Origin of the sequence: Streptomyces sp. NPDC050625 (assembly GCF_040654755.1) — a bacterium.
Classification (GTDB): domain Bacteria; phylum Actinomycetota; class Actinomycetes; order Streptomycetales; family Streptomycetaceae; genus Streptomyces.
Genome location: NZ_JBFAIQ010000001.1, coordinates 908,205 through 929,576, shown reverse-complemented (window position 1 = coordinate 929,576; position 21,372 = coordinate 908,205). Strand labels below are relative to the sequence as shown.

At 70.5% G+C, this 21,372-nt stretch carries 23 protein-coding genes and 1 pseudogene; 7 read left to right on the top strand and 17 right to left on the bottom strand.

The features are described 5' to 3' along the window. Positions 1-88: 88 nt before the first annotated feature. From AB0I54_RS04320 to AB0I54_RS04305, 4 genes are all read right to left on the bottom strand, one after another. A complete protein-coding gene (locus tag AB0I54_RS04320; RefSeq protein ID WP_363294323.1) occupies positions 89-1,426 on the bottom strand; it encodes a hypothetical protein in 1,338 nt (445 codons plus the stop codon). Next, on the bottom strand, positions 1,416-1,991 hold the full coding sequence (locus AB0I54_RS04315) for a DUF6114 domain-containing protein (protein ID WP_363294322.1): 576 nt from the start codon (positions 1,989-1,991) through the stop codon (positions 1,416-1,418). The genes AB0I54_RS04320 and AB0I54_RS04315 overlap by 11 nt, the downstream gene beginning before the upstream one ends. Positions 1,992-2,109: 118 nt before the next feature. After that, the gene (locus AB0I54_RS04310; protein ID WP_363294321.1) at positions 2,110-2,763 is read right to left on the bottom strand and encodes a DUF6230 family protein; all 654 of its coding nucleotides are present in this window, start codon (positions 2,761-2,763) and stop codon (positions 2,110-2,112) included. Positions 2,764-3,422: 659 nt separating this feature from the next. Further along, entirely contained in the window at positions 3,423-4,394 is a 972-nt protein-coding gene (locus AB0I54_RS04305; protein WP_363294320.1) for a tetratricopeptide repeat protein, read from the bottom strand. A 222-nt stretch (positions 4,395-4,616) separates the two neighbouring features. On the opposite strand from AB0I54_RS04305, the gene AB0I54_RS04300 reads away from it, so the two are divergent. Next, positions 4,617-5,243: a TetR/AcrR family transcriptional regulator gene (locus AB0I54_RS04300; protein ID WP_363294319.1), complete on the top strand. Its 627-nt coding sequence runs from the start codon at positions 4,617-4,619 to the stop codon at positions 5,241-5,243. A 442-nt stretch (positions 5,244-5,685) separates the two neighbouring features. Here AB0I54_RS04300 and AB0I54_RS04295 read toward each other — a convergent pair whose 3' ends face one another. The 4 genes from AB0I54_RS04295 to AB0I54_RS04280 form a co-directional block, all read right to left on the bottom strand. After that, entirely contained in the window at positions 5,686-7,386 is a 1,701-nt protein-coding gene (locus AB0I54_RS04295; protein ID WP_363294318.1) for a methylmalonyl-CoA mutase family protein, read from the bottom strand. A 75-nt stretch (positions 7,387-7,461) separates the two neighbouring features. Next, the gene (locus AB0I54_RS04290) at positions 7,462-7,800 is read right to left on the bottom strand and encodes a DUF3817 domain-containing protein (RefSeq protein WP_363294317.1); all 339 of its coding nucleotides are present in this window, start codon (positions 7,798-7,800) and stop codon (positions 7,462-7,464) included. A gap of 69 nt (positions 7,801-7,869) precedes the next feature. Further along, positions 7,870-8,379, bottom strand: a complete 510-nt coding sequence (locus AB0I54_RS04285) for a MarR family transcriptional regulator (protein WP_363294316.1) — start codon at positions 8,377-8,379, stop codon at positions 7,870-7,872. A gap of 32 nt (positions 8,380-8,411) precedes the next feature. After that, complete coding sequence (locus tag AB0I54_RS04280) at positions 8,412-9,644, bottom strand: MFS transporter (RefSeq protein ID WP_363294315.1); 1,233 nt, start codon at positions 9,642-9,644, stop codon at positions 8,412-8,414. Between the two features lie 203 nt (positions 9,645-9,847). On the opposite strand from AB0I54_RS04280, the gene AB0I54_RS04275 reads away from it, so the two are divergent. Further along, the gene (locus tag AB0I54_RS04275; protein ID WP_363294314.1) at positions 9,848-10,828 is read left to right on the top strand and encodes a DUF5937 family protein; all 981 of its coding nucleotides are present in this window, start codon (positions 9,848-9,850) and stop codon (positions 10,826-10,828) included. A 334-nt stretch (positions 10,829-11,162) separates the two neighbouring features. Here AB0I54_RS04275 and AB0I54_RS04270 read toward each other — a convergent pair whose 3' ends face one another. From AB0I54_RS04270 to AB0I54_RS04250, 5 genes are all read right to left on the bottom strand, one after another. Beyond that, on the bottom strand, positions 11,163-11,813 hold the full coding sequence (locus AB0I54_RS04270) for a TetR/AcrR family transcriptional regulator (RefSeq protein ID WP_363294313.1): 651 nt from the start codon (positions 11,811-11,813) through the stop codon (positions 11,163-11,165). Then, positions 11,810-12,490 carry a DUF4166 domain-containing protein gene (locus tag AB0I54_RS04265; protein ID WP_363294312.1) on the bottom strand — a complete coding sequence of 227 codons (681 nt, stop codon included), beginning with the start codon at positions 12,488-12,490 and terminating at the stop codon, positions 11,810-11,812. The genes AB0I54_RS04270 and AB0I54_RS04265 overlap by 4 nt, the downstream gene beginning before the upstream one ends. Continuing rightward, positions 12,487-13,248, bottom strand: coding sequence for a hypothetical protein (locus AB0I54_RS04260; protein WP_363294311.1), 762 nt, complete (start codon positions 13,246-13,248; stop codon positions 12,487-12,489). The genes AB0I54_RS04265 and AB0I54_RS04260 overlap by 4 nt, the downstream gene beginning before the upstream one ends. 149 nt (positions 13,249-13,397) lie before the next feature. Next, positions 13,398-13,691: an MTH1187 family thiamine-binding protein gene (locus AB0I54_RS04255; RefSeq protein WP_363294310.1), complete on the bottom strand. Its 294-nt coding sequence runs from the start codon at positions 13,689-13,691 to the stop codon at positions 13,398-13,400. Next, positions 13,688-14,032 (bottom strand): DUF3817 domain-containing protein, encoded by a 345-nt coding sequence (locus tag AB0I54_RS04250; protein ID WP_363294309.1) that lies wholly within the window; start codon positions 14,030-14,032, stop codon positions 13,688-13,690. Before AB0I54_RS04250 ends, AB0I54_RS04255 begins: the two co-directional genes overlap by 4 nt. Positions 14,033-14,188: 156 nt before the next feature. Between AB0I54_RS04250 and AB0I54_RS04245 the strand changes: the two genes are divergently transcribed. The 4 genes from AB0I54_RS04245 (at position 14,189) to AB0I54_RS04230 (ending at position 16,845) form a co-directional block, all read left to right on the top strand. Beyond that, entirely contained in the window at positions 14,189-14,821 is a 633-nt protein-coding gene (locus AB0I54_RS04245; RefSeq protein WP_263216708.1) for an AIM24 family protein, read from the top strand. Between the two features lies 1 nt (position 14,822). Further along, a complete protein-coding gene (locus AB0I54_RS04240) occupies positions 14,823-15,473 on the top strand; it encodes an AIM24 family protein (protein ID WP_363294308.1) in 651 nt (216 codons plus the stop codon). 47 nt (positions 15,474-15,520) lie between these two features. Then, on the top strand, positions 15,521-16,276 hold the full coding sequence (locus AB0I54_RS04235) for an AIM24 family protein (protein WP_363294307.1): 756 nt from the start codon (positions 15,521-15,523) through the stop codon (positions 16,274-16,276). A gap of 92 nt (positions 16,277-16,368) precedes the next feature. After that, complete coding sequence (locus AB0I54_RS04230; protein ID WP_363294306.1) at positions 16,369-16,845, top strand: MarR family transcriptional regulator; 477 nt, start codon at positions 16,369-16,371, stop codon at positions 16,843-16,845. 44 nt (positions 16,846-16,889) lie between these two features. On the opposite strand, the gene AB0I54_RS04225 is transcribed toward AB0I54_RS04230, so the two are convergent. The 4 genes and pseudogenes from AB0I54_RS04225 to AB0I54_RS04210 form a co-directional block, all read right to left on the bottom strand. Further along, complete coding sequence (locus tag AB0I54_RS04225) at positions 16,890-18,146, bottom strand: MFS transporter (RefSeq protein WP_363294305.1); 1,257 nt, start codon at positions 18,144-18,146, stop codon at positions 16,890-16,892. A 144-nt stretch (positions 18,147-18,290) separates the two neighbouring features. Beyond that, positions 18,291-18,494 (bottom strand): annotated as a pseudogene (locus AB0I54_RS04220) (methylmalonyl Co-A mutase-associated GTPase MeaB); the annotation flags it as partial. Between the two features lie 15 nt (positions 18,495-18,509). Beyond that, positions 18,510-19,466 carry a methylmalonyl Co-A mutase-associated GTPase MeaB gene (meaB, locus tag AB0I54_RS04215; protein ID WP_363294304.1) on the bottom strand — a complete coding sequence of 319 codons (957 nt, stop codon included), beginning with the start codon at positions 19,464-19,466 and terminating at the stop codon, positions 18,510-18,512. A 50-nt stretch (positions 19,467-19,516) separates the two neighbouring features. Further along, complete coding sequence (locus AB0I54_RS04210; RefSeq protein WP_363294303.1) at positions 19,517-20,719, bottom strand: acetyl-CoA C-acetyltransferase; 1,203 nt, start codon at positions 20,717-20,719, stop codon at positions 19,517-19,519. 149 nt (positions 20,720-20,868) lie between these two features. Here AB0I54_RS04210 and mce point away from each other — a divergent pair, with 149 nt between their 5' ends. Further along, on the top strand, positions 20,869-21,309 hold the full coding sequence (gene mce, locus AB0I54_RS04205) for a methylmalonyl-CoA epimerase (protein WP_363294302.1): 441 nt from the start codon (positions 20,869-20,871) through the stop codon (positions 21,307-21,309). The last annotated feature ends 63 nt before the right edge of the window (positions 21,310-21,372 follow it).

Here is a 21,372-nt window from a genome sequence, read left to right as displayed (position 1 = left end):
AAGGACCTTGTACGCCACTGAGGGCGCCCCCTGCGACAGGGGGCGCCCTCAGCTTGTGAGCGGCTCCCGAATGGGCTTGTGTGGGTGCTCAGTCGGTCGTGTACACCTGCATCCCGGGTACGTGAAGGGTTCCGCCGAACTGAGCGGCCTGCGTCACCTTCACCTTGGTGAAGTAGATCAGGGGGATGTTGAGCGGCGGCGGGCTGTCCGGGCTGAATGTCACGGGGATCAGGCCGAACAGGTTGCCGGAGATGCTCTCCGTGTACATCACGGTGTCGCCGTCCCGGATGGTGGACGTCGAGCCGGAGGCCGCCTGCACGTGGTAGGTCTTGCCCGACTGCTTGTCGTTCACCGTCTGGTGCAGGTCTCCGATGTCGGTTCCGCCGGAGATGACGTACTTCAGCACCTTCTTCGTGGTGCCGTTGGCCGTCTTCACCTCGACGATGCCCTGGTAGTCGGCGCCCTTGAGCAGCAGCGAGCTGGCGTTGAGGTACCAGGGGTCGTCCGCCACCGGCACCTTGTTGTCGACACCGCTCGTGTCGTCGGTGGCGGCCGGGCAGTTGTCCGCGGACGTGGTGGAGCTCGCCGACGGGCTCGGACTGGCGGTGGCCGTCGCGGCCGCGTCGGCGGCGTCCTGGGCCGCCGTGGTCGCCGTGTCGGTGGCCTTCTTGACGGTGTCGTCGACCGTCTTGGTGGCCGTGCCGACCGTGTCCTTGACGGTGTCGGTGGCGCTGCTGCCGGAGGCCTTGCTGTCGCTCGACGAAGACGACGAGGACGACGACGTGGACGCGGAGGCCGACGGCGTGGGGGTCGCACTCGCGGTGGAGGTCGAGTCGCCGCTGCCCCCGGTGAGGACGTCCTTGATCGCGCCACCGATCGTGTCGAGCAGGTTCCCGCTGGTCGCGGACGGCGACGGGGTCTCGGTCGCCGTGCCGCCGCCACCGGACGACGACGTGTCCGACGTACCCGACGAGGGCGTGGCGGACGGCGCGGGCGTGGCCTTGTCGGCGGAACCCGAGTCCGACGAAGAGGTCTTGCCCGAGGACGAGTCCTGCGCCGCGGCGGACGCCGTGGGGGTCGGCGTGGCCGTGTCCGTGGGGCTCGTCGACTCGCTCGCCGACGCGGAGGGCGTCGGCGTGGCCGAGGGGCTCTCGGACGCGTCCAGGGCCTTGACGCAGTCCTTGTACTCGTCCGCCGTCAGACTCTTGGACGTGGGCGGTGTGGAGTTGTTGTCGGCGAGGGCCAGGCTCGATGTGAACCCCATGCCCATCAGCACCGCGGTCGGCATCGCCACCGTGGCTATCGCCTTGCCTGCCGGCATGTGGAACCTGGTGAACAGCGGCTTCTTGGGTGCCGCATGCCGCGGCCCGGTTCTCACACGGGACTCGTCCACATCAGTCCCGTGGGTCACCTCGTCAGCCGGCACTGTGCCTCCCGTTCGCCCCGTTCGCCGGGCTCGTTCCTGACAGGTCGTTCAACTCGCCCGCGTCGCCCATGTCCTTGTCGAGCGCAACCTCAGGGGTGGCCTCGGGCGCAACCTCGGGTGCGCCACCCCCGCCGGTGGTGGCCCCCTCGGCCGGCTCCGGCTGCGGAGGCACTCCCGGCGCCCACGCCACGGCCATCGCTCCGCCGACGAGGGCGAGCAGGAAGCCCAGGAGGAAGCCACCGAAGTTGGAGACGGGGAGGGACACCAGCCCCAGCAGGATCGCCGCGACACCCGCGAAGGTACGCACGTGCTTCTGGAACCAGAGGCTGACGCCCAGTACGACGAGCAGCACGCCGATGATCAGGGAACCGGCCCCGGCCGTGGTCGCCATGGCCAGCGTCAGATGTCCGACCTGGAGGTTGAAGTACGGGAAGTACATGATCGGAAGACCGCTGAGCAGGACAAACAGACCGGCCCAGAACGGACGAGTGCCCCGCCAGGCGCGGAACTGCAGCCTCCGGCGGGTGAACTGGCCGGGTACGACGGCAGGAATCTCGGCGCTCATGGAAAACAGCTCCCTGGTGCGGCGTTGCTGTGGTGGTGATGTGTGCCGCGCGTGAAGACGCGGCCATAAGGGGGAACGGGCGGGGGCGCCATCGGCTCCCCCGCCCGTCAGCGAGTGATTAGTAGCACTCGATTCCTGCGCCGCTGCCCTTGTGCAGCGACATGTGCAGACCGCTGAGCTTGAAGGTTCCGGCGGTGGTCGCCCACGCCGTCTGCTTCACGTTGCTCAGGTCCGCCGAGTCCGCCTGCTGGGCGAAGCCGAACGGGTTGGCCTGCTCACCGTTGCCCTTCATGCCCGGACCCTTGCTGGCGTCCTTGGCGGCCACACCGATGTCGATGTTGTGGAAGGTGGCGTCGGCGTCGAGCGTGTCGACGTCGATGTACAGGTTCTCCGCCGCGACCTGCTTGGCCTCGTCGGAGCTGTCACCCGCCTCGAGGCGCAGCGTGACATCGCCGAGGATCGGGATGTCCGGGGTGACGACCGACTGGCACATCTTCTGGATCGTGGCCGACTTGAAGGCCGAGACGGCGACGGGGTGAAGCGACTTGCCGCCGGACATCGTGTAGCCCTGGTCGATCGCCCCGTACTGCGAGAAGCCCTTGCCGTGGAGCTCCTGCGCCGTCACCTTGAACGACTGACCCGAAACGCTGAACGACGCGGCCAGAGCGCCCTGCGCGAGGGCGACACCTATACACGCCGTGGCGGCGACGCTGGGCACCATGACCACAGCGAACCGCTTCCATCTGGTCCCGCCACGCACCTGGGACTCCATATTTCCTCCTTCTCGGACGTACATCTCCTGGCCCTGACTAGTCACCAGTCGGCGGCTCAGCCGGGCAGGGATGGGAGAAGTGCTACGTCCTCGGGAAGGGGAGCGCCCGTAGTCGGAGGCGCGAACCGCGCCCGAATCACCGGCGATCACCCCCGAGCGACAACCACTGGTCGCGCCTGACACGCATCACGCACAACCTGCTGGACAGGCTTCGCCGTGATGGCGAAGACCCCCCTGTCCAAGAGCCGGCGCCACTGCCGCCGACTCTGCTCGGTGGGGACCCAGTTGAACCCGTGCACCCGACCGGCTGTCGGGGTGGGGGAATGGACCGAGCGTGGCCGATCGTGGTGCATTCTCGCCGCCCGCACAAGGGGGTTCGTTACTCGCTAGTAACGGCCGGATAACCGAAGAACGACCCGGCGGTCTCGAAAGGCCACCCTCAGTGGCATCCAGGGGCAGAGCAAACCTGTTTACTCTTGGACAGAACCAGACAGAACTACGCCCTGGATTTACTCCGAGTAACAGCGGCCGCGATTACCAAGATTTGGTAAAGCGCGGCCGCTCTGACGCCTCGTCGGCAAATCTTTCACTCGGGCATCACACGACGTGACGTTTAGCAACTGGTCAGAACCGGCCCGCCGCCCCGCTCGGGATCCCGGTCAGAACAGCGCCCGGGCCAAGGCCCGGCGCGCCCCGATCACCCTCGGATCCTCGGCACCGACGAGCTCGAAGAGCTCCAGGAGCCGACGACGTACGGCATCGCGGTCGTCACCCACCGTACGCGCCACCGTCTCGATGAGCCGCCCGAAGGCGTCCTCCACATGACCCCCGACGAGATCCAGATCGGCGGCGGCGATCTGCGCCTGCGCGTCCGCCGGCTTCTCGGCCGCGTCCTTGCGCACCCGCTGCGGGTCGACGCCCTGCACCCGCTCCAGCAACTCGGCCTGCGCCAGACCCAGTTTGGCCTCGGAGTTGCCGGGGTCCTCGCTCAGCACGTTCTTGTACGCCTGGATCGCCCCGCCCAGGTCACCCGCGTCCAGGGCCTGTACGGCGGCCTCCAGGACCGCGTCGTGCGGCCCGGCCGGCGCCGCGGGGGCCGCACGACCGCCCGGCTCGGCGTCGGGGTCGACGGTCAGGCCGGTCAGCCCGAAGCGCTGCTCGGCGACCTGCACCAGCTGGTCGAGGGTCTCCCGGATCTGCTGCTCGCCGGCCGCCCCCTGGAAGAGCGGCAGGGCCTGGCCCGCGACGACGGCGAAGACGGCCGGGATGCCCTGCACCCCGAACTGCTGCATCAGCATCTGGTTGGCGTCGACGTCGATCTTCGCGAGCAGAAAGCGCCCGTTGTACTCGACCGCGAGCCGCTCCAGGACAGGGCTCAGCTGTTTGCAGGGCTGACACCACTCGGCCCAGAAGTCGATGACGACCGGTACCTCGGCGGAGCGCTGCAGTACGTCGAGTTCGAAGGTGGCCTCGTCGACGTCGATGACGAGATCGGCCGGGGAGACGGCACCCGCCCCGCCCTGCCGGGCGGCCTCGGCGCGCGCCTGCTCCGCCTTGGCCTTGGCCTCCTGGGCCGCCTTCACCGCGGCGAGGTCGACGACGCCGCTCATGGACATGTTCCGTGGCTGCATGCGTCTATCCTCCCCCGTTCCCGCGCGTGAGTGAAAAACGATGTGGAAGCGCCGGGGTCCCCACCCCACGCCACTGGTCCGTCGTGCGTGTGCGCCGCCCGCGCACGTCCAGCGCGAGCTTTCGCTACGACTCGTAGCGTAATCCCATCGAAGGTCTCCGCGACACCACGCCCCGGTGATCTCCCTCACGACTGCACAAGAACGGCCGGTTATGGTCGTGGGATGCAGAGCCGCACTCCCGCCACCCGCGCCACCGGGCGCCCGCGCAACGCCGCCGCGGACACCGCGATCCTGGCGGCGACCCGGCAGGCGCTGGTGGAACTGGGCTGGTCGAAGCTCACCCTGGGAGACGTGGCCACGCGGGCCGGGGTTGCAAAGACGACGCTCTACCGCCGCTGGTCGGGCAAGAACGAGCTCGTGGTCGACGCGGTCGCCGAGCTCTTCGACGAACTCGTCCTTCCCGACCGGGGCTCCCTGGCAGCCGACATCGAGGGCGTGGTGCTCCAGTTCGCCGCGATCCTGGCCCGGCCGGAGGCGAAAAGTGGCTTGATGGCGGTGGTCACGGAGTCGACCCGGGACGACGCGCTGCGCGCGCGCATCCGCGACTCCATCGTGGACCGCCAGAAGTGCCTGGTCCTGGAGGGCCGCGCACGGGCCCAGAAGCGCGGCGAGCTGCCCCCGGAGCCCGATCCGCGGGAGGCGGCCCGCACGGTGGACCTCATCTTCGACATGGTGGCGGGCGCGGTGGTGCACCGCACACTCGTGAGCGCGGAGCCGGCGGACGAGGAGTGGGTACGAAGCTTCACCCGGGTACTGCTACTGGGCCTGACGGGCGCCGACGCCGGCTGAGCCGGCTCACGCGGACAGCGGGCGCATCGAGCGGATGACGTACGTGGCCCACTCGGGCTCCCACGCCTCGACGACCACCGTCACCAGGCCAAGGGCGCCGTCCAGGCCCAGGCGTCGCGCCACTCCAACTCCGCCGCGTCGGGCCGCGGCGGCCAGGGCTTCGGCGGCCTGCTCTCGTCGTCCCCGGCCAGCCCGTACCAGTCCTTCAGGCGGGGATGCGGGGCCGCCGGCCGCTCGGCCGACCCGGAAGCGGACTCGGGTCTGTCGCCCCAGCGGGAAGCCGGCGTGAACAGGCCCGTCACGATCACCACACCCCCGTCAGGGGCGCCGGGCCATCGACCCACAGGCGCCTGGCACCTCCCCCCGCGCACCGATCGCGCGCACGGGGGCGCGCCGCCCAGCATGCCCTCGGGGCCGAGGGCGGCGCGGTGGTGTGTGCTCGTCAGAAGCCCGCGGGCTCCGTGTACACGCCCCACTCGTCCCGCAGCACCCCGCAGATCTCGCCCAGGGTCGCCTCGGCGCGTACGGCGTCCAGCATGGGCTCGATCATGTTGGAGCCGTCGCGTGCGGCGGCGAGCATCGCGTCCAGGGCCGTACGGACCCGGGCCTCGTCACGCGTGGTCCTGCGGGCGCCCAGCACCCGCACCTGCTCCCGCTCCACCTCGTGGCTGACCCGCAGGATCTCCAGGTCACCGGTGACGGAGCCGGTGTTGACGTTGACGCCGACGACCCGCTTGTCGCCCTTCTCCAGGGACTGCTGGTAGCGGAACGCGGACTCCGCGATCTCGCCGGTGAACCAGCCGTCCTCGATCCCGCGCAGGATGCCGGAGGTGATCGGACCGATCGGGTGCCGCCCGTCGGGGTGGGCGCGCAGCCCCCGCTCCTTGATCTGGTCGAAGATCTTCTCCGCGTCGGCCTCGATCCGGTCCGTCAGCTGCTCGACGTACCAGGAACCGCCCAGCGGATCGGCCACGTTGGCGACCCCGGTCTCCTCCATCAGCACCTGCTGCGTGCGCAGGGCGATCTCGGCGGCCTGCTCGCTCGGCAGCGCGAGGGTCTCGTCCAGGGCGTTGGTGTGCAGCGAGTTGGTCCCGCCGAGCACCGCCGCGAGCGCCTCCACGGCCGTGCGCACCACGTTGTTGTACGGCTGCTGGGCGGTCAGCGAGACACCGGCGGTCTGGGTGTGGAAGCGCAGCCACTGGGCCTTGTCGGTCTTCGCGCCGTACACGTCCCGCATCCAGCGGGCCCAGATCCGGCGCGCCGCGCGGAACTTGGCGATCTCCTCGAAGAAGTCGACGTGGGCGTCGAAGAAGAAGGACAGGCCGGGGGCGAAGACGTCCACGTCGAGGCCGCGGGACAGGCCCAGTTCCACGTAACCGAAGCCGTCCGCCAGCGTGTACGCCAGCTCCTGCGCGGCCGTCGCACCGGCCTCGCGGATGTGGTAGCCGGAGACCGACAGCGGCTTGTAGGCGGGGATGCCGGCCGCGCAGTGCTCCATCAGGTCGCCGATCAGCCGCAGATGGGGCTCCGGCTGGAAGAGCCACTCCTTCTGCGCGATGTACTCCTTGAAGATGTCCGTCTGGAGCGTGCCGTTGAGGACGGACGGGTCGACGCCCTGGCGTTCGGCCGCGACCAGGTACATGCAGAAGACGGGGACCGCGGGTCCGCTGATCGTCATCGAGGTCGTGACATCACCCAGCGGGATGTCCTTGAACAGGACCTCCATGTCCGCCGCCGAGTCGATCGCCACACCGCAGTGCCCGACCTCGCCCAGCGAGCGCGGGTCGTCGGAGTCGCGCCCCATGAGCGTGGGCATGTCGAACGCCACGGACAGACCGCCGCCGCCGGCGGCCAGGATCATCTTGTACCGCTCATTGGTCTGCTCGGCGTTCCCGAACCCGGCGAACTGGCGGATCGTCCAGGTGCGGCCGCGGTAGCCGGTCGGATACAGCCCGCGGGTGAAGGGGTACTCCCCGGGCCAGCCGATCCGCTCGAAGCCCTCGTAGGTGTCCCCCGGTCGGGGTCCGTAGACCGGCTCCACGGGGTCTCCGGAGAGCGTGGTGAAGTCAGCGTCGCGCTTGCGTGCGGCGTCGTACCGGGCCTGCCAGCGGGTGCGGCCCTCATCGATGGCGTCAGCGTCCATACCATCGAATTTACTAGGACGTCCTAGTAAATGTCGATGGCAAACCGCCACGCGGTACTCGCGCGGCGGTGGAGCCTACGCCTTGGCGACGGCCGGGACCTGGTCGGCGACCTTGGCCTCCAGCTCGTGGCTGACCTTCCGCTCGACGAAGAACGCGGCGGTCGGGACGGTCCCCGCGAGCAGCACCCACAGCTGCTTGCCGACCGGCCACTTCGCCTTGGAGCCCAGGTCGAAGGCGAAGACGAGGTACACGACGTACAGCCAGCCGTGGGCGATGGCCACGACCCGGGTGAAGTCCGCCGCGCCGTCCATGTCCAGCCCGTACTTGGCGATCATGCTCAGGCACAGCAGCACGAGCAGCACACCGGTGACATAGGCCAGGACGCGGTAGCGGGTCAGCACGCTTTTCTTCATGCCGACGAGCGTAACCGCCCGTTCCGGGAGATCTTGTCCCGGGTCACGACACGTCGACGTCGTGCCGGGTCACTGCTCGTCGAAGTCGTGTGCCGCGACCCGCAGCGGCCGCAGCATCGCGAAGATCTCCCCGCACTCCTCCGCGTCGTACGCCCCGAGCCCGAAGTCCATCGCCATCAGGTCCCGGGTGGCCGCCTCGACCACCTCGCGGCCCTTGTCCGTGATGACGGCGAGCGTGCCGCGCCCGTCGTTGGGGTTGGGCCGCTTGGCCACCAGACCCGACTTCACCAGCCGGTCCACGGTGTTCGTCACGGAGGTGGGATGCACCATGAGCCGCTCACCGATCTTCGACATCGGCAGCTCGCCGGCCTTGGAGAAGGTGAGCAGCACCAGCGCCTCGTAGCGCGCGAAGGTCAGTCCGTACGGCTTCACCACCGCGTCGACCTCGCCGAGCAGGATCTGGTGCGCACGCATGATCGAGGTGATCGCGGCCATCGACGGCACGTTTCCCCAGCGCTGCTTCCAGAGGTCGTCGGCACGGGCGATGGGGTCGAAGGGGAGACTGAGAGGCTTCGGCACGCCACCGACCCTACCGGCCGGTCATTTCGGGTTCAGCCCCGTCTCGGCCTTCGGTCGCCCGGAGCTTCCGTACGCCGGACCACGGCCGCCGGCACACAGCAGCACACCGCGCCCAGCGCCCCGGCGCCCGCGACGGTCGCGGTCACGCCGACGAACTCGGCCGCAGCGCCCGCCAGGGCCATGCCCACGCCCTGGATCGTCATCATCCCCGCGCTGAGCACGGTCATCGCCCGGCCGCGCAGCTCCTGCGGCACGTCCCGTACGAACCACTGGTCCAGGCCCAGGGTGTACGCGGATCCGGCGCCGGAGAGCAGCAGCAGGAGCAGCGCGGCCGGCAGACCGGGGTGCAGGGCGTAGCCGAGGTAGGGCAGCAGCGTCAGGCAGACCAGGGGCAGCGCGATCCGCTCACGGGTCACGGGCCGCAGCCGGGAGCCCGCGAACACCTCGCCCGCGACCGTCCCCACGGGCAGGGCGCACATCAGCAGGCCGAGGCCGGTGGATCCGGCGCCGAGCTCATCGGCGTACGGCGCGGCCAGCGCCTCCGGGGCCACGGAGAACATGGGCGGCACCCAGGACAGGAGCAGCAGGACCAGGATCCGCCGGTCGGCGAACACCTGCCGGGTGCCCTGGGAGTCCCCGGCCTCCCTGGCCCGGGCGGGGCGCCGCCGGGTGCCGAGGCGCAGCAGCGCGGCCGAGGCCAGGAAGGTGCCCACGGTGATCAGCAGCGCGTGCCGGGGCACCACGACGGTGAGCAGCAGCCCGCCCAGCCCGTATCCGACCAGCAGCGAGCTCTGCGCGACGATCCGCAGCAGGGACCGGCCCAGCACGAACAGGTCGCCGTCGCCCAGGATGTCCGCGAGGGTCGCCATGCGCGTCCCCGCGAACACCGGCGAGACGACCGCGAGGCCGCAGCGCAGCGCGAGCAGGACGGCGATGTCCGCCCCCGGCAGCGCCATCAGCGCGACGCACCCCGCGCACACCAGGTCGCAGACCACCAGCACCCGCCGGGCCGGGAAGCGGTCGGCGACGCCCGAGAGCAGGGTGCCGCCGAGGAGATACGGCAGAAAGCCGAGCGCGAAGGCGAGCGCGCTCATCAGCGGCGAGCCGGTGAGGTCGTACACGAGCACGGACAGGGCGATCTCGCTGACGATCACGCCGAGCATGGACAGCGTGTGGGCGGCGAAGACGACCCGGAACTCGGGCACGGCGAAGACACGGGCATAGCCGGTGGGCTGCGCCACCGGTCTCTGTTGCGCGACGGACATGGACGGCAGCGTGCGGGCGCCGGGGCCCGGCCGGTAGAGATTCGGCGTGGCCCGAATCCCCAGGGGCTCGGCTCCCGGTCCGCGCCCCCACGGCGGTGACCGATAGTTGTACGACAGGAAGAGGGCTTCCTCGTCGGGCAGGGCTTCCTCGTCGGGCGGGTGTCCTCTTCGGTTCTCGTGTCGTCTTTCCGGGGAGGTCCGCCGTGCCGTCGCGCCTGTATTTCGAGGACGGGGACTTTCTCAGGTGCCGGTTCGCGGTGTCGCCGCTGTGGGAGACGCAGGACGCGGTGCGCACGCTCAAGCGCCCGGACCGGCACGGGTACCACGCGCCCTGGCTGCGCCGGATCCGCCGGGCGGGCGCCGGGCTCGACCTGACCCCGCTGTGGCTGCTGATGCCGCGCCGCGGCCACTCGCCCGACTGGCTCGGCCCGCCCCCGCTCGGTCCGGCGGCCACCTTCGAGGAGGAGATCGCGGCGGTGCGTGCGGCCGATCCGGAGGCGGCCCGCGCGGACACGGCCCGGTCGCTCGCGGACACCCCCGGCGCGCTGGAGTCGCCGTACGGCAGGGCCTGGCTGGCCGACCCGGAACGGATGGTGCGGGAGCTGGCGGACGCGATGGAGCAGGCCTGGCACGTGCTCGTCGAACCGGACTGGCCCCGGCTGCGGGCCCTGCTGGAGGCCGATGTCGCCTTCCACTCCCGGCGGCTGGCCGAGGTCGGCCTGGGCGGCCTGCTGCCGGAGCTCAGCCGGCGCTTCGGCTGGCACGCCGGAACACTGACCGTCGAGTCGGGGGGCGAGTACGAGCGGCACCTCGGCGGGCAGGGCCTCGTGCTGATGCCGAGCGTGTTCAGCTGGCCGGACGTGGTCACCGGCTTCGAGCCGCCCTGGCAGCCGGCCCTGGTCTATCCGGCCCGCGGTATCGGCGGGCTGTGGTCCGAGCCCGCGGACCGCGCCCCGGACACGCTGGTACGGCTCCTGGGCCGTGGCCGGGCCGCCGTGCTCACGGCTCTGGACGAGCCGTCGACCACCACCGCCCTCGCCCACCGCCTCGGCCTCGCCGCGTCCTCGGTGTCCGCGCATCTGACGGTGCTCCGGGACTCGGGCCTGCTGACCTCGCGACGCTACGGGCACCAGGTGCTGTACGAGAGGACCCCGCTCGGGATCATGCTGGCGTCAGGCGAGTAGGGCGCCCCGCGAGGAGCGGCGGGCGGGTTCGAGCGGGGGCCCGACGCGGCGCTGTGGCGGCCGTCGGAGGCCGCCCGCGCGAGCGCCCCCGCCGCCACTGCCACGGCACGGCGGACGGGCGGCCAGGGCTGGGGCTGGGCGTACGCAGCCGCCGGCTGCCCGGACGGCGCCCGCCGGGCACCTGGGGCCGGGCACTGTGACCCGGTCCGTCGGCGTCGGTGGACGGCGGCCAACGGGAGTCGGCGGCGCCTCGCCCGGGCCACACGTCCGCCGCTCGGGCCCCGACGGCTCCCGTGGTGGCCCGGGCCTGGAAGCGGGCGGCCGCCCACGGCCGTCAGCGGCGGCCGGCGTGGCGCAGGTGGTTGCGGACCGCGCGCTGGGCTACGGGGCCCAGTTCCTCCAACGCGGCCACGAGGGCGCCTAGTTGCTCCAGGGCGGCGAGGGCGGCGTGGGCGCCGGTCTCGTCCACTCCCTCGTACAGCTCGATGCCGACGAACGAGGCGGCAAGCGCGCGCGCCAGGCCCGCCGGGTCGGTGAACTCGCCGAAGGGGGTGTCCGCGAGCACCCGCCTGAGCACCTGCTCGATCTCGGTGATCCACAGGTCGAGGCCTGCGGCGGTGGCCGGGCGCAGGATCTCGTGGGTCTGGGCACCGGCGAGCAGCTGGCCGAGGAGTGCCACATGGCCGCCCGCCCGCTCCTGCTCGTGTATCTCGCGGCCGACGGCGAGGAGTTCGGACAGGGAGGTGACGGCGGCGAGGCGGCCGCGGTACCGGGCGACCGCCTTCTCGGCGCCGTAGCGGCAGGCGGCGGCGAGGAGTTCGTCCACGGATCCGAAGTGGTAGAAGACGAGCGCCTGATTGACTCCGGCGGCCGCCGCGACCGTACGGGCCGAGGTCTTGGCGATGCCCTGTTCGGTGAGCGTCCGCAGCGCGCCCTCCAGGAGTTTGGTCTTGGTCTCCTGGGACTTCACCGTCTCCGGGCTCATGCGCGGAACTCCTCGCGCACCGGGCGCAGACCGGGTCGCACGCCGCAGGTCCGGATGTCCGTGTACGACGCCGTGAAGGAACCCTCGTAGCCGAAGAGCGGGCCGAAGTACTTGTTCACCACCCGCACGCGGATGCGGAAGCGGCCCGCCGCGTCGTCGTAGGACTCCCGCACCTCGGCCGTGGCGCCGATGAGTTCGGGCACCCGGACGTCGACCGCGCCCTCGCGGAAGCGGTGTTCGCCGGAGCGGATGAGCAAAGAGCCGTCGGGATCGGCGCGCAGGTGCAGCTCGCTGGCGAGGTGCTGGTGGGTGCCGAGGTAGTCGAGGATGCGGTCCCCCTTGGGGCTCAGCACCATCTGGGCGTCGAAGCGGCGGGAGCGTCCGGGCAGGTCGAAGGTGCGCACGAACGTCACCGTCTCACGCCCGAAGGTGTCCGCGTAGGGCACATTCTCGATCTTGAAAGGAATGTTCCTGCCCGCGCGCGGGACCAGGATGTTGCGGGTGGTGCCGAGGGCCAGGAACGGCTTCACGAAGGCCCCGCCGTGCCAGATGCGGTCCATCACGCCCCGGCCGGTGCAGGCCTCGCCGCTCGCCAGGCCCACCGAGAACCGACGCCGCAGCTGCGGGTGGAGGCGGTCGAAGTCCGGGCCCATGACGGTGCGGAACATCGAGCTCATGTCGGGTTCTCCAGGGTGCACAGCAGTCGGGGGGCGCGCACGCGCGACGGCGGGGTGCGCAGACAGCGGCGGGCGGCCGGGGTGCCCGGGCGGGGCGCCATGAAGAGGGCCAGGGAGATCGCGACGAGGAGCAGGAGCGGACACAGGAAGGCGACGGTGGGCGCGAGCGCGCCGAGCAGGCCGACGAGGGAGCCGAGGCCGAGGCCGGCGCAGCCGGCGGCGAGCACGAGCGCGCGGACCGCCAGTTCGGCGAGCCAGTTCAGCAGCGCCCGCTCGGGGGTGATCCCGCGCTCCAGCCACAGCCGCAGCCGGTCGAAGGACCACGCGGTCGCCCAGCCCATCAGCGGGCGGAACAGCAGCCGGTCTGCGAGCGCCCCGAAGGCGCCCCAGCGGGGGCGGTAGTCGTAGCCGGTGAGGAAGCGGACGCCGTCGGCCTCGGGGACGTAGCGCCAGTAGCCGCTGCCCTCGGCGATCAGCGAGAGCGGGTGCGGGGAGGTGAAGCGCAGGGCGGAGGTGCGGGTGCCGTCGGGGCGCTCCTTCTCGCCTGCGGAGACTCCGGTGCCGGAGACGGTGAGGAACGGCAGGAGGCGCGTGGCGTACCGGAAGCGCTGCGGCTCGCCCTCCGCGCGCGGGAGGAGGTCGATCTCGGTGAACCGGAGGTCCCAGCGCTGATGCCGGGCGGGGTCCTGGGTACGGGTCCACAGCTCTTCGAGGTCGGCGCGTATGCGCGCCTCGATATAGAGCGCCTTGCTTGCCATTCGGTGTTCCCCCATGTCAGCCAGGTTTTTGAGCGATTGCTCAAATGATCTGACCAGGAAAATACACGTCTTTGAGCGATCGCTCAAAGGGCGGGTGCGAGAAAACCCCGGCCCTGGGGACCGGGGTTTCGCGCGGGACCGGGGACCGGCTAGCCGGCCAGATGGCGCTCGACCGTCTCCACCTTGGAGGTGAGGCCGTCGGTCACACCGGGACGGATGTCGGCCTTGAGGACGACCGACACGCGTGGCGCGCGCTCCTCCACGGCGGCGACGGCACGCTTCACCACGGCCATGACCTCGTCCCACTCCCCCTCGATGGAGGTGAACATGGCGTCGGTGCGGTTGGGCAGCCCCGACTCGCGGACGACACGCACGGCGTCGGCGACGTACTCCCCCACGTCCTCGCCGACGCCCAGGGGCGTCACGGAGAAGGCGACGATCATGCCTTCACGACCCCTTCCCTGCGGGCACGGGCGGCGATGACCTCGTCCTCGGCCTGGCGGCGCAGCTTGCGCTCGGCGAAGAAGCCACCGGTGGGCAGCACGGAGAGGACGAAGAAGAGGGCCGCGGTCCCGGCGCTCCACTTGGCGCGGTTCCAGGCGTCGGCCCAGAAGATCACGTACAGGATGAACAGGACACCGTGGACCGCGCCCATCACGGGCACCGCGTTGAAGTCCGTGGTCCGCTTCAGTACCGAGCAGAGCAGCAGGATGAGGAACGACACGGCCTCGGGGGCGGAGACCAGGCGGAGGCGGCGGAGTGCGGTGGCGGTCTTGATGTCCACGGATCACCTTCGGTGGGAGGGGAGGTCGACGGTTCGTGCGGCACGATTTGTGAACGCAAGCACAAACGTTTGCCCATTGTGGCAAACGCCCCACCGGTCCCGGGGAGAGGGGTCTGTCCGTCATCGGCCGTCCGCCGCTACCTTCACTGCGTGGCGATGTTCCGACTTCAAGGAAGCAAGGTTCTCGCCGTCGACATGACCGGCGATGCCGTGAAGGCGAAGAACGGCTCGATGGTCGCGTACGACGGGCAGATGGCCTTCAAGAAGCTGAGCGGCGGCGGTGAGGGGCTCCGGGGGATGGTGACCCGGCGGCTCACCGGCGAGCAGATGACCGTGATGGAGGTGAAGGGACACGGGACGTGCTGGTTCGCGGACCGTGCGTCCGAGATCAACCTCGTGAATCTCCAGGGGGACAAGCTGTACGTGGAGTCGAGCAATCTGCTCGCCACGGACGCCGGGCTGCGCACGGGGACGACCTTCACCGGGCTGCGGGGCGCCTCCCAGGGCAACGGGCTGTTCACGACCACGGTCGAGGGGCACGGGCAGGCGGCCATCACCTCCGACGGGCCGGCCGTCGTGCTGCGGGTCAGCTCCCAGTACCCGCTGATCGTCGACCCGGGGGCCTACATCGCCCACCAGGGGAACGTACGGCAGTCCTTCCAGTCCGGTGTGACGTTCCGCACGTTCTTCGGCGAGGGCGGCGGCGAGGCCTTCCAGATCCGGTTCGAGGGGGACGGCCTGGTGTACGTGCAGCCGAGCGAGCGGAACACGATCGCGGGGGACGTGTGAGATGGCCCTTCGGGAGATCAATTCCAAGATGGTCGAGGCCACGGTGCTGCCCGGCCAGCGGTTGTTCAGTCAGCGCGGGGCCATGCTCGCCTACAAGGGCGACGTCTCCTTCACCCCCAACATCCAGGGCGGCCAGGGCGGGATCATGTCGATGATCGGCCGCCGGGTGGCGGGCGAGGCCACCCCGCTGATGACCGTGGAGGGCAGCGGCACCGTCTTCTTCGGGCACGGCGGCCACCACGTCCAGGTCATCAACCTCTCCGGCGACACCCTCTACGTCGAGGCCGACCGGCTGCTCGCCTTCGAGGGCACGCTCCAGCAGGGGACGATGTTCATGGGCTCGCAGGGCGGGGTCATGGGGATGGTCCGGGGGCAGGTGACGGGGCAGGGGCTGTTCACGACCACCCTCAAGGGGCACGGAGCCGTCGCCGTGATGGCGCACGGGGGCGTGTTCGAGATTCCCATCACTCCACAGCACCCGGTCCATGTCGATCCGCAGGCCTACGTCGCCCACCACGGCGACGTGCGCAACAAGCTGTCGACCGCGCTGGGCTGGCGCGACATGGTGGGGCGCGGCTCCGGCGAGGCGTTCCAGCTGGAGCTGAGCGGAAGCGGCACGGTGTACGTCCAGGCCTCGGAGGAGAAGCTGTGAGCACGTATCCGGGGGGCGGGGCGGCCGGCCCCGTGATCCACGACCCCATGACGCTGCCCGTCGACGACAACGTCAACAAGTACACGTTCTGCGTGGAGCTCAAGAGCGGGCAGTGGTTCCTGCAGAAGGGGAAGATGATCGCCTACTACGGGGCGATCGAGTTCAACGGCGTCGGGCACGGTCGACTCGACCGACTTGTCCGTACGTCGTTCCATTCGCCTCTGCACGCGAGCGACTGGGTCGTGGCGGAGGGCTCGGGCAAGATGCTCCTCGCCGACCGGGCCTTCGACGTGAATTCGTATGACTTGGACGAAGGCAACCTGACCATTCGCTCGGGCAACCTGCTCGCTTTTCAGCCAAGTCTTGCGCTCAAACAGTCGATCGTGCCGGGTTTTCTGACCCTTATCGGAACCGGCAAGTTCGTGGCCGCATCTAACGGCCCGGTGGTGTTCATGGAACCTCCGATCCGGGTGGACCCTCAGGCGCTGGTCGGGTGGGCCGACTGCCCCTCGCCGTGCCACCACTACGACCACGGTTACCTGACCGGCGTAATGGGCGGTCTACGTGCAATGACGGGCCTCGGCGGGGCCTCCGGGGAGGAGCACCAGTTCGAGTTCGTGGGGGCGGGCACCGTCCTGCTCCAGTCGACCGAAACCCTCATGGCCGAGCAGGCCACGGGAGCGGTTCCGCACGAGCCCGGAGTGCCCGGTGGAAGCGGGGTACCCGGAGGTCACGGACAGCCTCCGGGCACACCGCGCCTTCCCGGACAGCTGGGGGACCTCCAGCGTCGCTTCGGGCTGTGAGCGGTAGTCTGCGGAGTGTGACGTCGAACGCGTGCGCACTGTCACACCACCCTCACTAGTTCATCTTTCAACTTCTTAGGTAGACTTCATTCATGGAGACCGACACGGCCACGCGCTGGCTGACCGATGCGGAGCAGTGCGCCTGGCGCACCCACCTGGAGGTCAACAGGCTGTTGACGTACCAGCTCGAAAAGGATCTGCAGCCGTTCGGCCTGACAATGAACGACTACGAGATCCTGGTGAATCTGTCCGAGTCGGAGGACGTACGGATGCGGATGAGCGACCTCGCGTCCGCCACCCTCCAGTCCAAGAGTCGTCTCTCGCACCAGATCACACGCATGGAGAACGCGAACCTCGTGCGGCGCGAGAACTGCGAGTCCGACCGCCGCGGGCTCTATGCGGTGCTCACCGAGCACGGCATGGAGACGATGCAGAAGGTCGCGCCGCATCATGTGGCGTCCGTGCGGAGGCATTTCATCGATCTGCTGTCGACGGACGCGCTGGCTGAGCTGGACAAGGCGCTGAAGCCGATCGCCGAGCATCTGCGGGGGCAGCGGGGGCGTCCCTGACGGCGGTCCGAGCGAAGCGGCAGCCTGGCGGCAGGCGGGGTGGTTCAGGTCCCGTCTGCCGTTCGCTGTCCGGCGGTGAGGCCGGCCCGGGTGGGCACGGCCGGGCGGCAGGCCGACGCCGTCACCACGGCCACCGCGCCCGCCAGCACGAAGCACCCCCACAGCGGGACTCGGCCGATCAGCAGGCCGGCCGTCACCGAGCCGGTCGAACTGCCCGCGTTCACCGCCGCGTTCACCCAGGCCCCCGCCCGGGTCCGGGTCGACTCCTGCGCCGTCTCCTCCGCGAGGAGGTACGCCGTCGTCAGGGTCGGGGCCACGAAGGCGCCCGCGCAGGTCATGGCGGCCGCGAGGGTCCATGGACCGGGCGCGAGGCCCGCCAGTGAGAGGGTCACACCCGCGCCCGCCATGAACCACGGCAGGCGTTCGCGCGCCGGGGCGCGCCAGGCGATCGCCCCGTTCAGCAGGCCGCCCGCCGCGCTGCCCGCGGACAGGGCGCCGAGGATCCAGGGGACCACGGCGTCGTCGTACGACCGCTGCCGGGCGAAGGCCGTCACCAGCAGCTCCACGGCGCTCAGGGCGAGGCCGAGGCCCGCCGCCGCGGCCATGGGTTGAAGCAGTCCCGGTGGGAATCCGCGCCCCCGGCGTACGCCCCCCGGCTTCGGGCACCCGGTGCCGCGCACCGCCGGTGACGTCACGAACGCGCAGGTCCCCATCACCATCAGCGCGGCGCTGAGCAGCAGCCCCACGGGCGGCGGGCCGAAGCGCAGCAGGACGCCCACCAGGGCCGGCCCGGAGACGAACAGCAGTTCCTCCGCCACACCGTCCAGGCTGTAGGCGCGCTGCAGAAGCAGCCGGTCACCGACGAGTTCGGCCCACACCGCGCGCATGGTGGGGCCGAGCGGGGGCGCGCAGGCGCCGGTGAGGGCGGTGACCGCGGCGAGCGTCACCGGGGATGCTCCGGGACGCCAGGTCAGGGCCGCCAGGGCGCAGAGCAGGGCGCTGTGGGCCACCGCCATGGGGAGCAGGGAGCGGCGCGGGCCGTGGCGGTCGACGAGGGCCGCCCGCACGGGCATCAGCAGGACCGCCGAGGCGCCGAAGACGGCCATCACGGCGCCCGAAGCGGCGTACGAGCCAGTCGCCCGGGTCACCGACAGCAGCACGGACAGAGCGACCGTGCCGTAGGAGAGGCGGGCCGCCAGGGCGGCGGCGAAGGTGCGGCGCGCGTGCGGGACACGCAGGACGGCGGCGTACGAGGGCCGCCGTGAGGTGGGGGCGGGGCACGGCGAAGCGGGCGCGGACATGCGTGCGGTTCCTCGGAAGGAGACGGAGCGGGGACACCTGACCGCCCTCGACAACCTGCGGTCGTCGCGGCGCGCTGCGCGCTCTACGCCAAGGAGAGGAACATGCGGATCAAATTAGCAGCCGCGCCTCGGGGTTGGCGACCGTCAGCGCTCCGTCAGGCCCTCCACCAGTTCGTCCGCCGCACGGTACGGGTCCAGCTCCCCCGCCACGACGCGCTCCGCCGGCGCACCCAGGTGCAGGTCGCCGATGCGCTCACGCAGGGCCGTGACCGCGATCGTCTCCACCTCGCGCCAGGCGCGGGCCAGCCGACGCTCCACCCACGCTCGGTGCTTCTCCAAGACATCCAGCGCGGGCCGCGACCCTCAGCGCTCCGTCAGGCCCTCCACCAGTTCGTCCGCCGCACGGTACGGGTCCAGCTCCCCCGCCACGACGCGCTCCGCCAGCGCACCCAGATGACGGTCACCGTGCAGGTCCCCGATGCGCTCACGCAGGGCCGTGACCGCGATCGTCTCCACCTCACGGGATGCACGGGCCAGCCGGCGCTCGGCCAGGACGCCCCGCTCCTCCATCCACGCTCGGTGCTTCTCCAGGGCTTCCACGACCTCGTCGATGCCCTCGGCGCGGGCCGCGACCGTCTTGACGATCGGCGGGCGCCAGTCGCCGGGGCCGCGGGACTCGCCCAGACCGAGCATGTGGTTCAGTTCGCGGGCCGTGGCGTCGGCGCCGTCGCGGTCGGCCTTGTTGACCACGTACACATCGCCGATCTCCAGGATTCCGGCCTTGGCCGCCTGGATGCCGTCGCCCATCCCCGGCGCGAGGAGGACGACGCAGGTGTCGGCCTGGGAGGCGATCTCCACCTCCGACTGGCCCACGCCGACCGTCTCGACCAGGATCACGTCGCAGCCCGCCGCGTCCAGGACGCGGATCGCCTGCGGCGCCGACCAGGCAAGGCCGCCGAGATGGCCGCGGGTGGCCATGGAACGGATGTAGACGCCGGGGTCGGAGGCGTGCTCCGACATCCGGACGCGGTCACCGAGCAGGGCACCGCCCGAGAAGGGGGACGACGGGTCGACGGCCAGGACGCCGACCCGTTTGCCCTGTTTGCGGTACGCGGTCACCAGCGCCGAGGTGGAGGTCGACTTGCCGACGCCCGGGGAGCCGGTGAGACCGACGACATAGGCGTTGCCGGTCAGCGGCGCGAGCGTCGCCATGACCTCCCTGAGCTGCGGGGACGCCCCCTCCACCAGGGAGATCAGCCGGGCCACGGCCCGCGGCCGGCCTTCCCTGGCCTGGGCCACCAGAGAGGAGACGTCCTGCATCACAGCTCCGTTCGCTTACGAGACGTACCGCTTGCTTGTCGTACGGGGACTCAGGCCTTGGGTACCCGGACGATCAGCGCGTCACCCTGACCGCCGCCACCGCACAGCGCGGCCGCGCCGACCCCGCCGCCGCGCCGCTTCAGCTCCAGCGCCAGGTGCAGCACGAGACGGGCACCGGACATACCGATCGGGTGACCCAGGGCGATGGCGCCGCCATTGACATTCACCTTTTCGGTGGAGACGCCAAGGTCCTTCATCGACTGGACCGCGACCGCGGCGAACGCCTCGTTGATCTCGACGAGGTCCAGGTCGGAGACCTCCAGGCCCTCCTTCTTGAGGGCGTGCAGGATGGCGTTGGAGGGCTGGGACTGGAGCGAGTTGTCCGGGCCGGCCACGTTGCCGTGGGCGCCGATCTCCGCGATCCACTCCAGGCCGAGCTCCTGGGCCTTGGCCTTGCTCATCACGACCACGGCCGCCGCACCGTCCGAGATCTGCGAGGAGGTGCCGGCGGTGATCGTGCCGTCCCGGGTGAACGCCGGGCGCAGCTTGCCCAGGGACTCCACGGTCGTGTCGCCGCGGATGCCCTCGTCCTTGCTGAAGACGACCGGCTCGCCCTTACGCTGCGGGATCTCGATCGGGGTGATCTCGGCCTCGAAGATGCCGTTCTTCTGCGCGGCGGCGGCGCGCTGGTGCGACAGGGCGGCGATCTCGTCCTGCTCGGGACGCTGGATGCCCAGACGCGTGTTGTGCTTCTCCGTGGACTCGCCCATGGCGATTCCCTCGAAGGTGTCGGTCAGACCGTCGTGCGCCATGCAGTCGAGCATCTCGATCGCCCCGTACTTGAAGCCCTCGCGGGACTTCGGCAGCAGGTGGGGCGCGTTGGTCATGGACTCCTGGCCGCCGGCGACCACGATGTCGAACTCACCGGCGCGGATCAGCTGGTCGGCCAGCGCGATCGCGTCGAGGCCGGACAGACACACCTTGTTGACGGTGAGCGCCGGGACGTTCATCGGGATGCCGGCCTTGACCGCGGCCTGGCGTGCCGGGATCTGCCCCGCCCCGGCCTGCAGCACCTGGCCCATGATCACGTACTGCACCTGGTCGCCGCCGATCCCCGCACGGTCGAGGGCTGCCTTGATCGCGAAACCGCCGAGGTCGGCCCCGCTGAATGACTTGAGCGAGCCGAGCAACCGCCCCATCGGGGTGCGGGCACCCGCGACGATGACGGAGGTCGTGCTGTTCGTTCCTGACATGAGGTGCGATCCCCTTCCAGCTGCACAAAGCTGAGGAGTGAACGAGGGTTTACTTCGAATGTACTGAGCGGTACTGCACCCCGTCATCGGCCGGTCGGTGTGATCGCGCGCACGTTGCGTAACCACCTTCGGAGCGCTGCACTGAATCCATGCTGACGCGAATCGACCACATCGGGATCGCCTGCCATGACCTCGACGCGACCGTCGAGTTCTACCGGGCCACGTACGGCTTCGAGGTTTTCCACTCCGAGGTCAATGAGGAGCAGGGCGTACGCGAGGCCATGCTCAAGATCAACGATACGTCCGACGGCGGGGCCTCGTACCTCCAGCTGCTCGAACCGACCCGGGAGGACTCCACGGTCGCGAAGTGGCTGGCGAAGAACGGCGAGGGCGTCCACCACATCGCCTTCGGTACGGCGGATGTCGACGCCGACGCCGCGGACATCCGTGACAAGGGCGTACGCGTTCTGTACGAGGAGCCACGGCGCGGTTCCATGGGGTCGCGGATCACTTTCCTGCATCCCAAGGATTGCCACGGTGTCCTGACAGAACTGGTCACTTCGGCGCCTGTTGAGTCACCTGAGCACTGACCCTCGTACATAGGGGCCGGTAGGGTTGGGGGCGGTCGTCGCCACCACGCGGGCGGCCGCATG

Coding starts and splice junctions, on each gene's coding strand:
- AB0I54_RS04210 (WP_363294303.1), bottom strand. CDS start 20,719: ATGTCAGGAACGAACAGCACGACCTCCGTCATCGTCGCGGGTGCCCGC.
- AB0I54_RS04225 (WP_363294305.1), bottom strand. CDS start 18,146: ATGTCCGCGCCCGCTTCGCCGTGCCCCGCCCCCACCTCACGGCGGCCC.
- AB0I54_RS04230 (WP_363294306.1), top strand. CDS start 16,369: ATGGAGACCGACACGGCCACGCGCTGGCTGACCGATGCGGAGCAGTGC.
- meaB (WP_363294304.1), bottom strand. CDS start 19,466: ATGCAGGACGTCTCCTCTCTGGTGGCCCAGGCCAGGGAAGGCCGGCCG.
- AB0I54_RS04280 (WP_363294315.1), bottom strand. CDS start 9,644: ATGTCCGTCGCGCAACAGAGACCGGTGGCGCAGCCCACCGGCTATGCC.
- AB0I54_RS04240 (WP_363294308.1), top strand. CDS start 14,823: ATGGCCCTTCGGGAGATCAATTCCAAGATGGTCGAGGCCACGGTGCTG.
- AB0I54_RS04300 (WP_363294319.1), top strand. CDS start 4,617: ATGCAGAGCCGCACTCCCGCCACCCGCGCCACCGGGCGCCCGCGCAAC.
- mce (WP_363294302.1), top strand. CDS start 20,869: ATGCTGACGCGAATCGACCACATCGGGATCGCCTGCCATGACCTCGAC.
- AB0I54_RS04295 (WP_363294318.1), bottom strand. CDS start 7,386: ATGGACGCTGACGCCATCGATGAGGGCCGCACCCGCTGGCAGGCCCGG.
- AB0I54_RS04235 (WP_363294307.1), top strand. CDS start 15,521: ATGACGCTGCCCGTCGACGACAACGTCAACAAGTACACGTTCTGCGTG.
- AB0I54_RS04255 (WP_363294310.1), bottom strand. CDS start 13,691: ATGATCGTCGCCTTCTCCGTGACGCCCCTGGGCGTCGGCGAGGACGTG.
- AB0I54_RS04315 (WP_363294322.1), bottom strand. CDS start 1,991: ATGAGCGCCGAGATTCCTGCCGTCGTACCCGGCCAGTTCACCCGCCGG.
- AB0I54_RS04290 (WP_363294317.1), bottom strand. CDS start 7,800: ATGAAGAAAAGCGTGCTGACCCGCTACCGCGTCCTGGCCTATGTCACC.
- AB0I54_RS04245 (WP_263216708.1), top strand. CDS start 14,189: ATGTTCCGACTTCAAGGAAGCAAGGTTCTCGCCGTCGACATGACCGGC.
- AB0I54_RS04310 (WP_363294321.1), bottom strand. CDS start 2,763: ATGGAGTCCCAGGTGCGTGGCGGGACCAGATGGAAGCGGTTCGCTGTG.
- AB0I54_RS04265 (WP_363294312.1), bottom strand. CDS start 12,490: ATGAGCTCGATGTTCCGCACCGTCATGGGCCCGGACTTCGACCGCCTC.
- AB0I54_RS04305 (WP_363294320.1), bottom strand. CDS start 4,394: ATGCAGCCACGGAACATGTCCATGAGCGGCGTCGTCGACCTCGCCGCG.
- AB0I54_RS04260 (WP_363294311.1), bottom strand. CDS start 13,248: ATGGCAAGCAAGGCGCTCTATATCGAGGCGCGCATACGCGCCGACCTC.
- AB0I54_RS04270 (WP_363294313.1), bottom strand. CDS start 11,813: ATGAGCCCGGAGACGGTGAAGTCCCAGGAGACCAAGACCAAACTCCTG.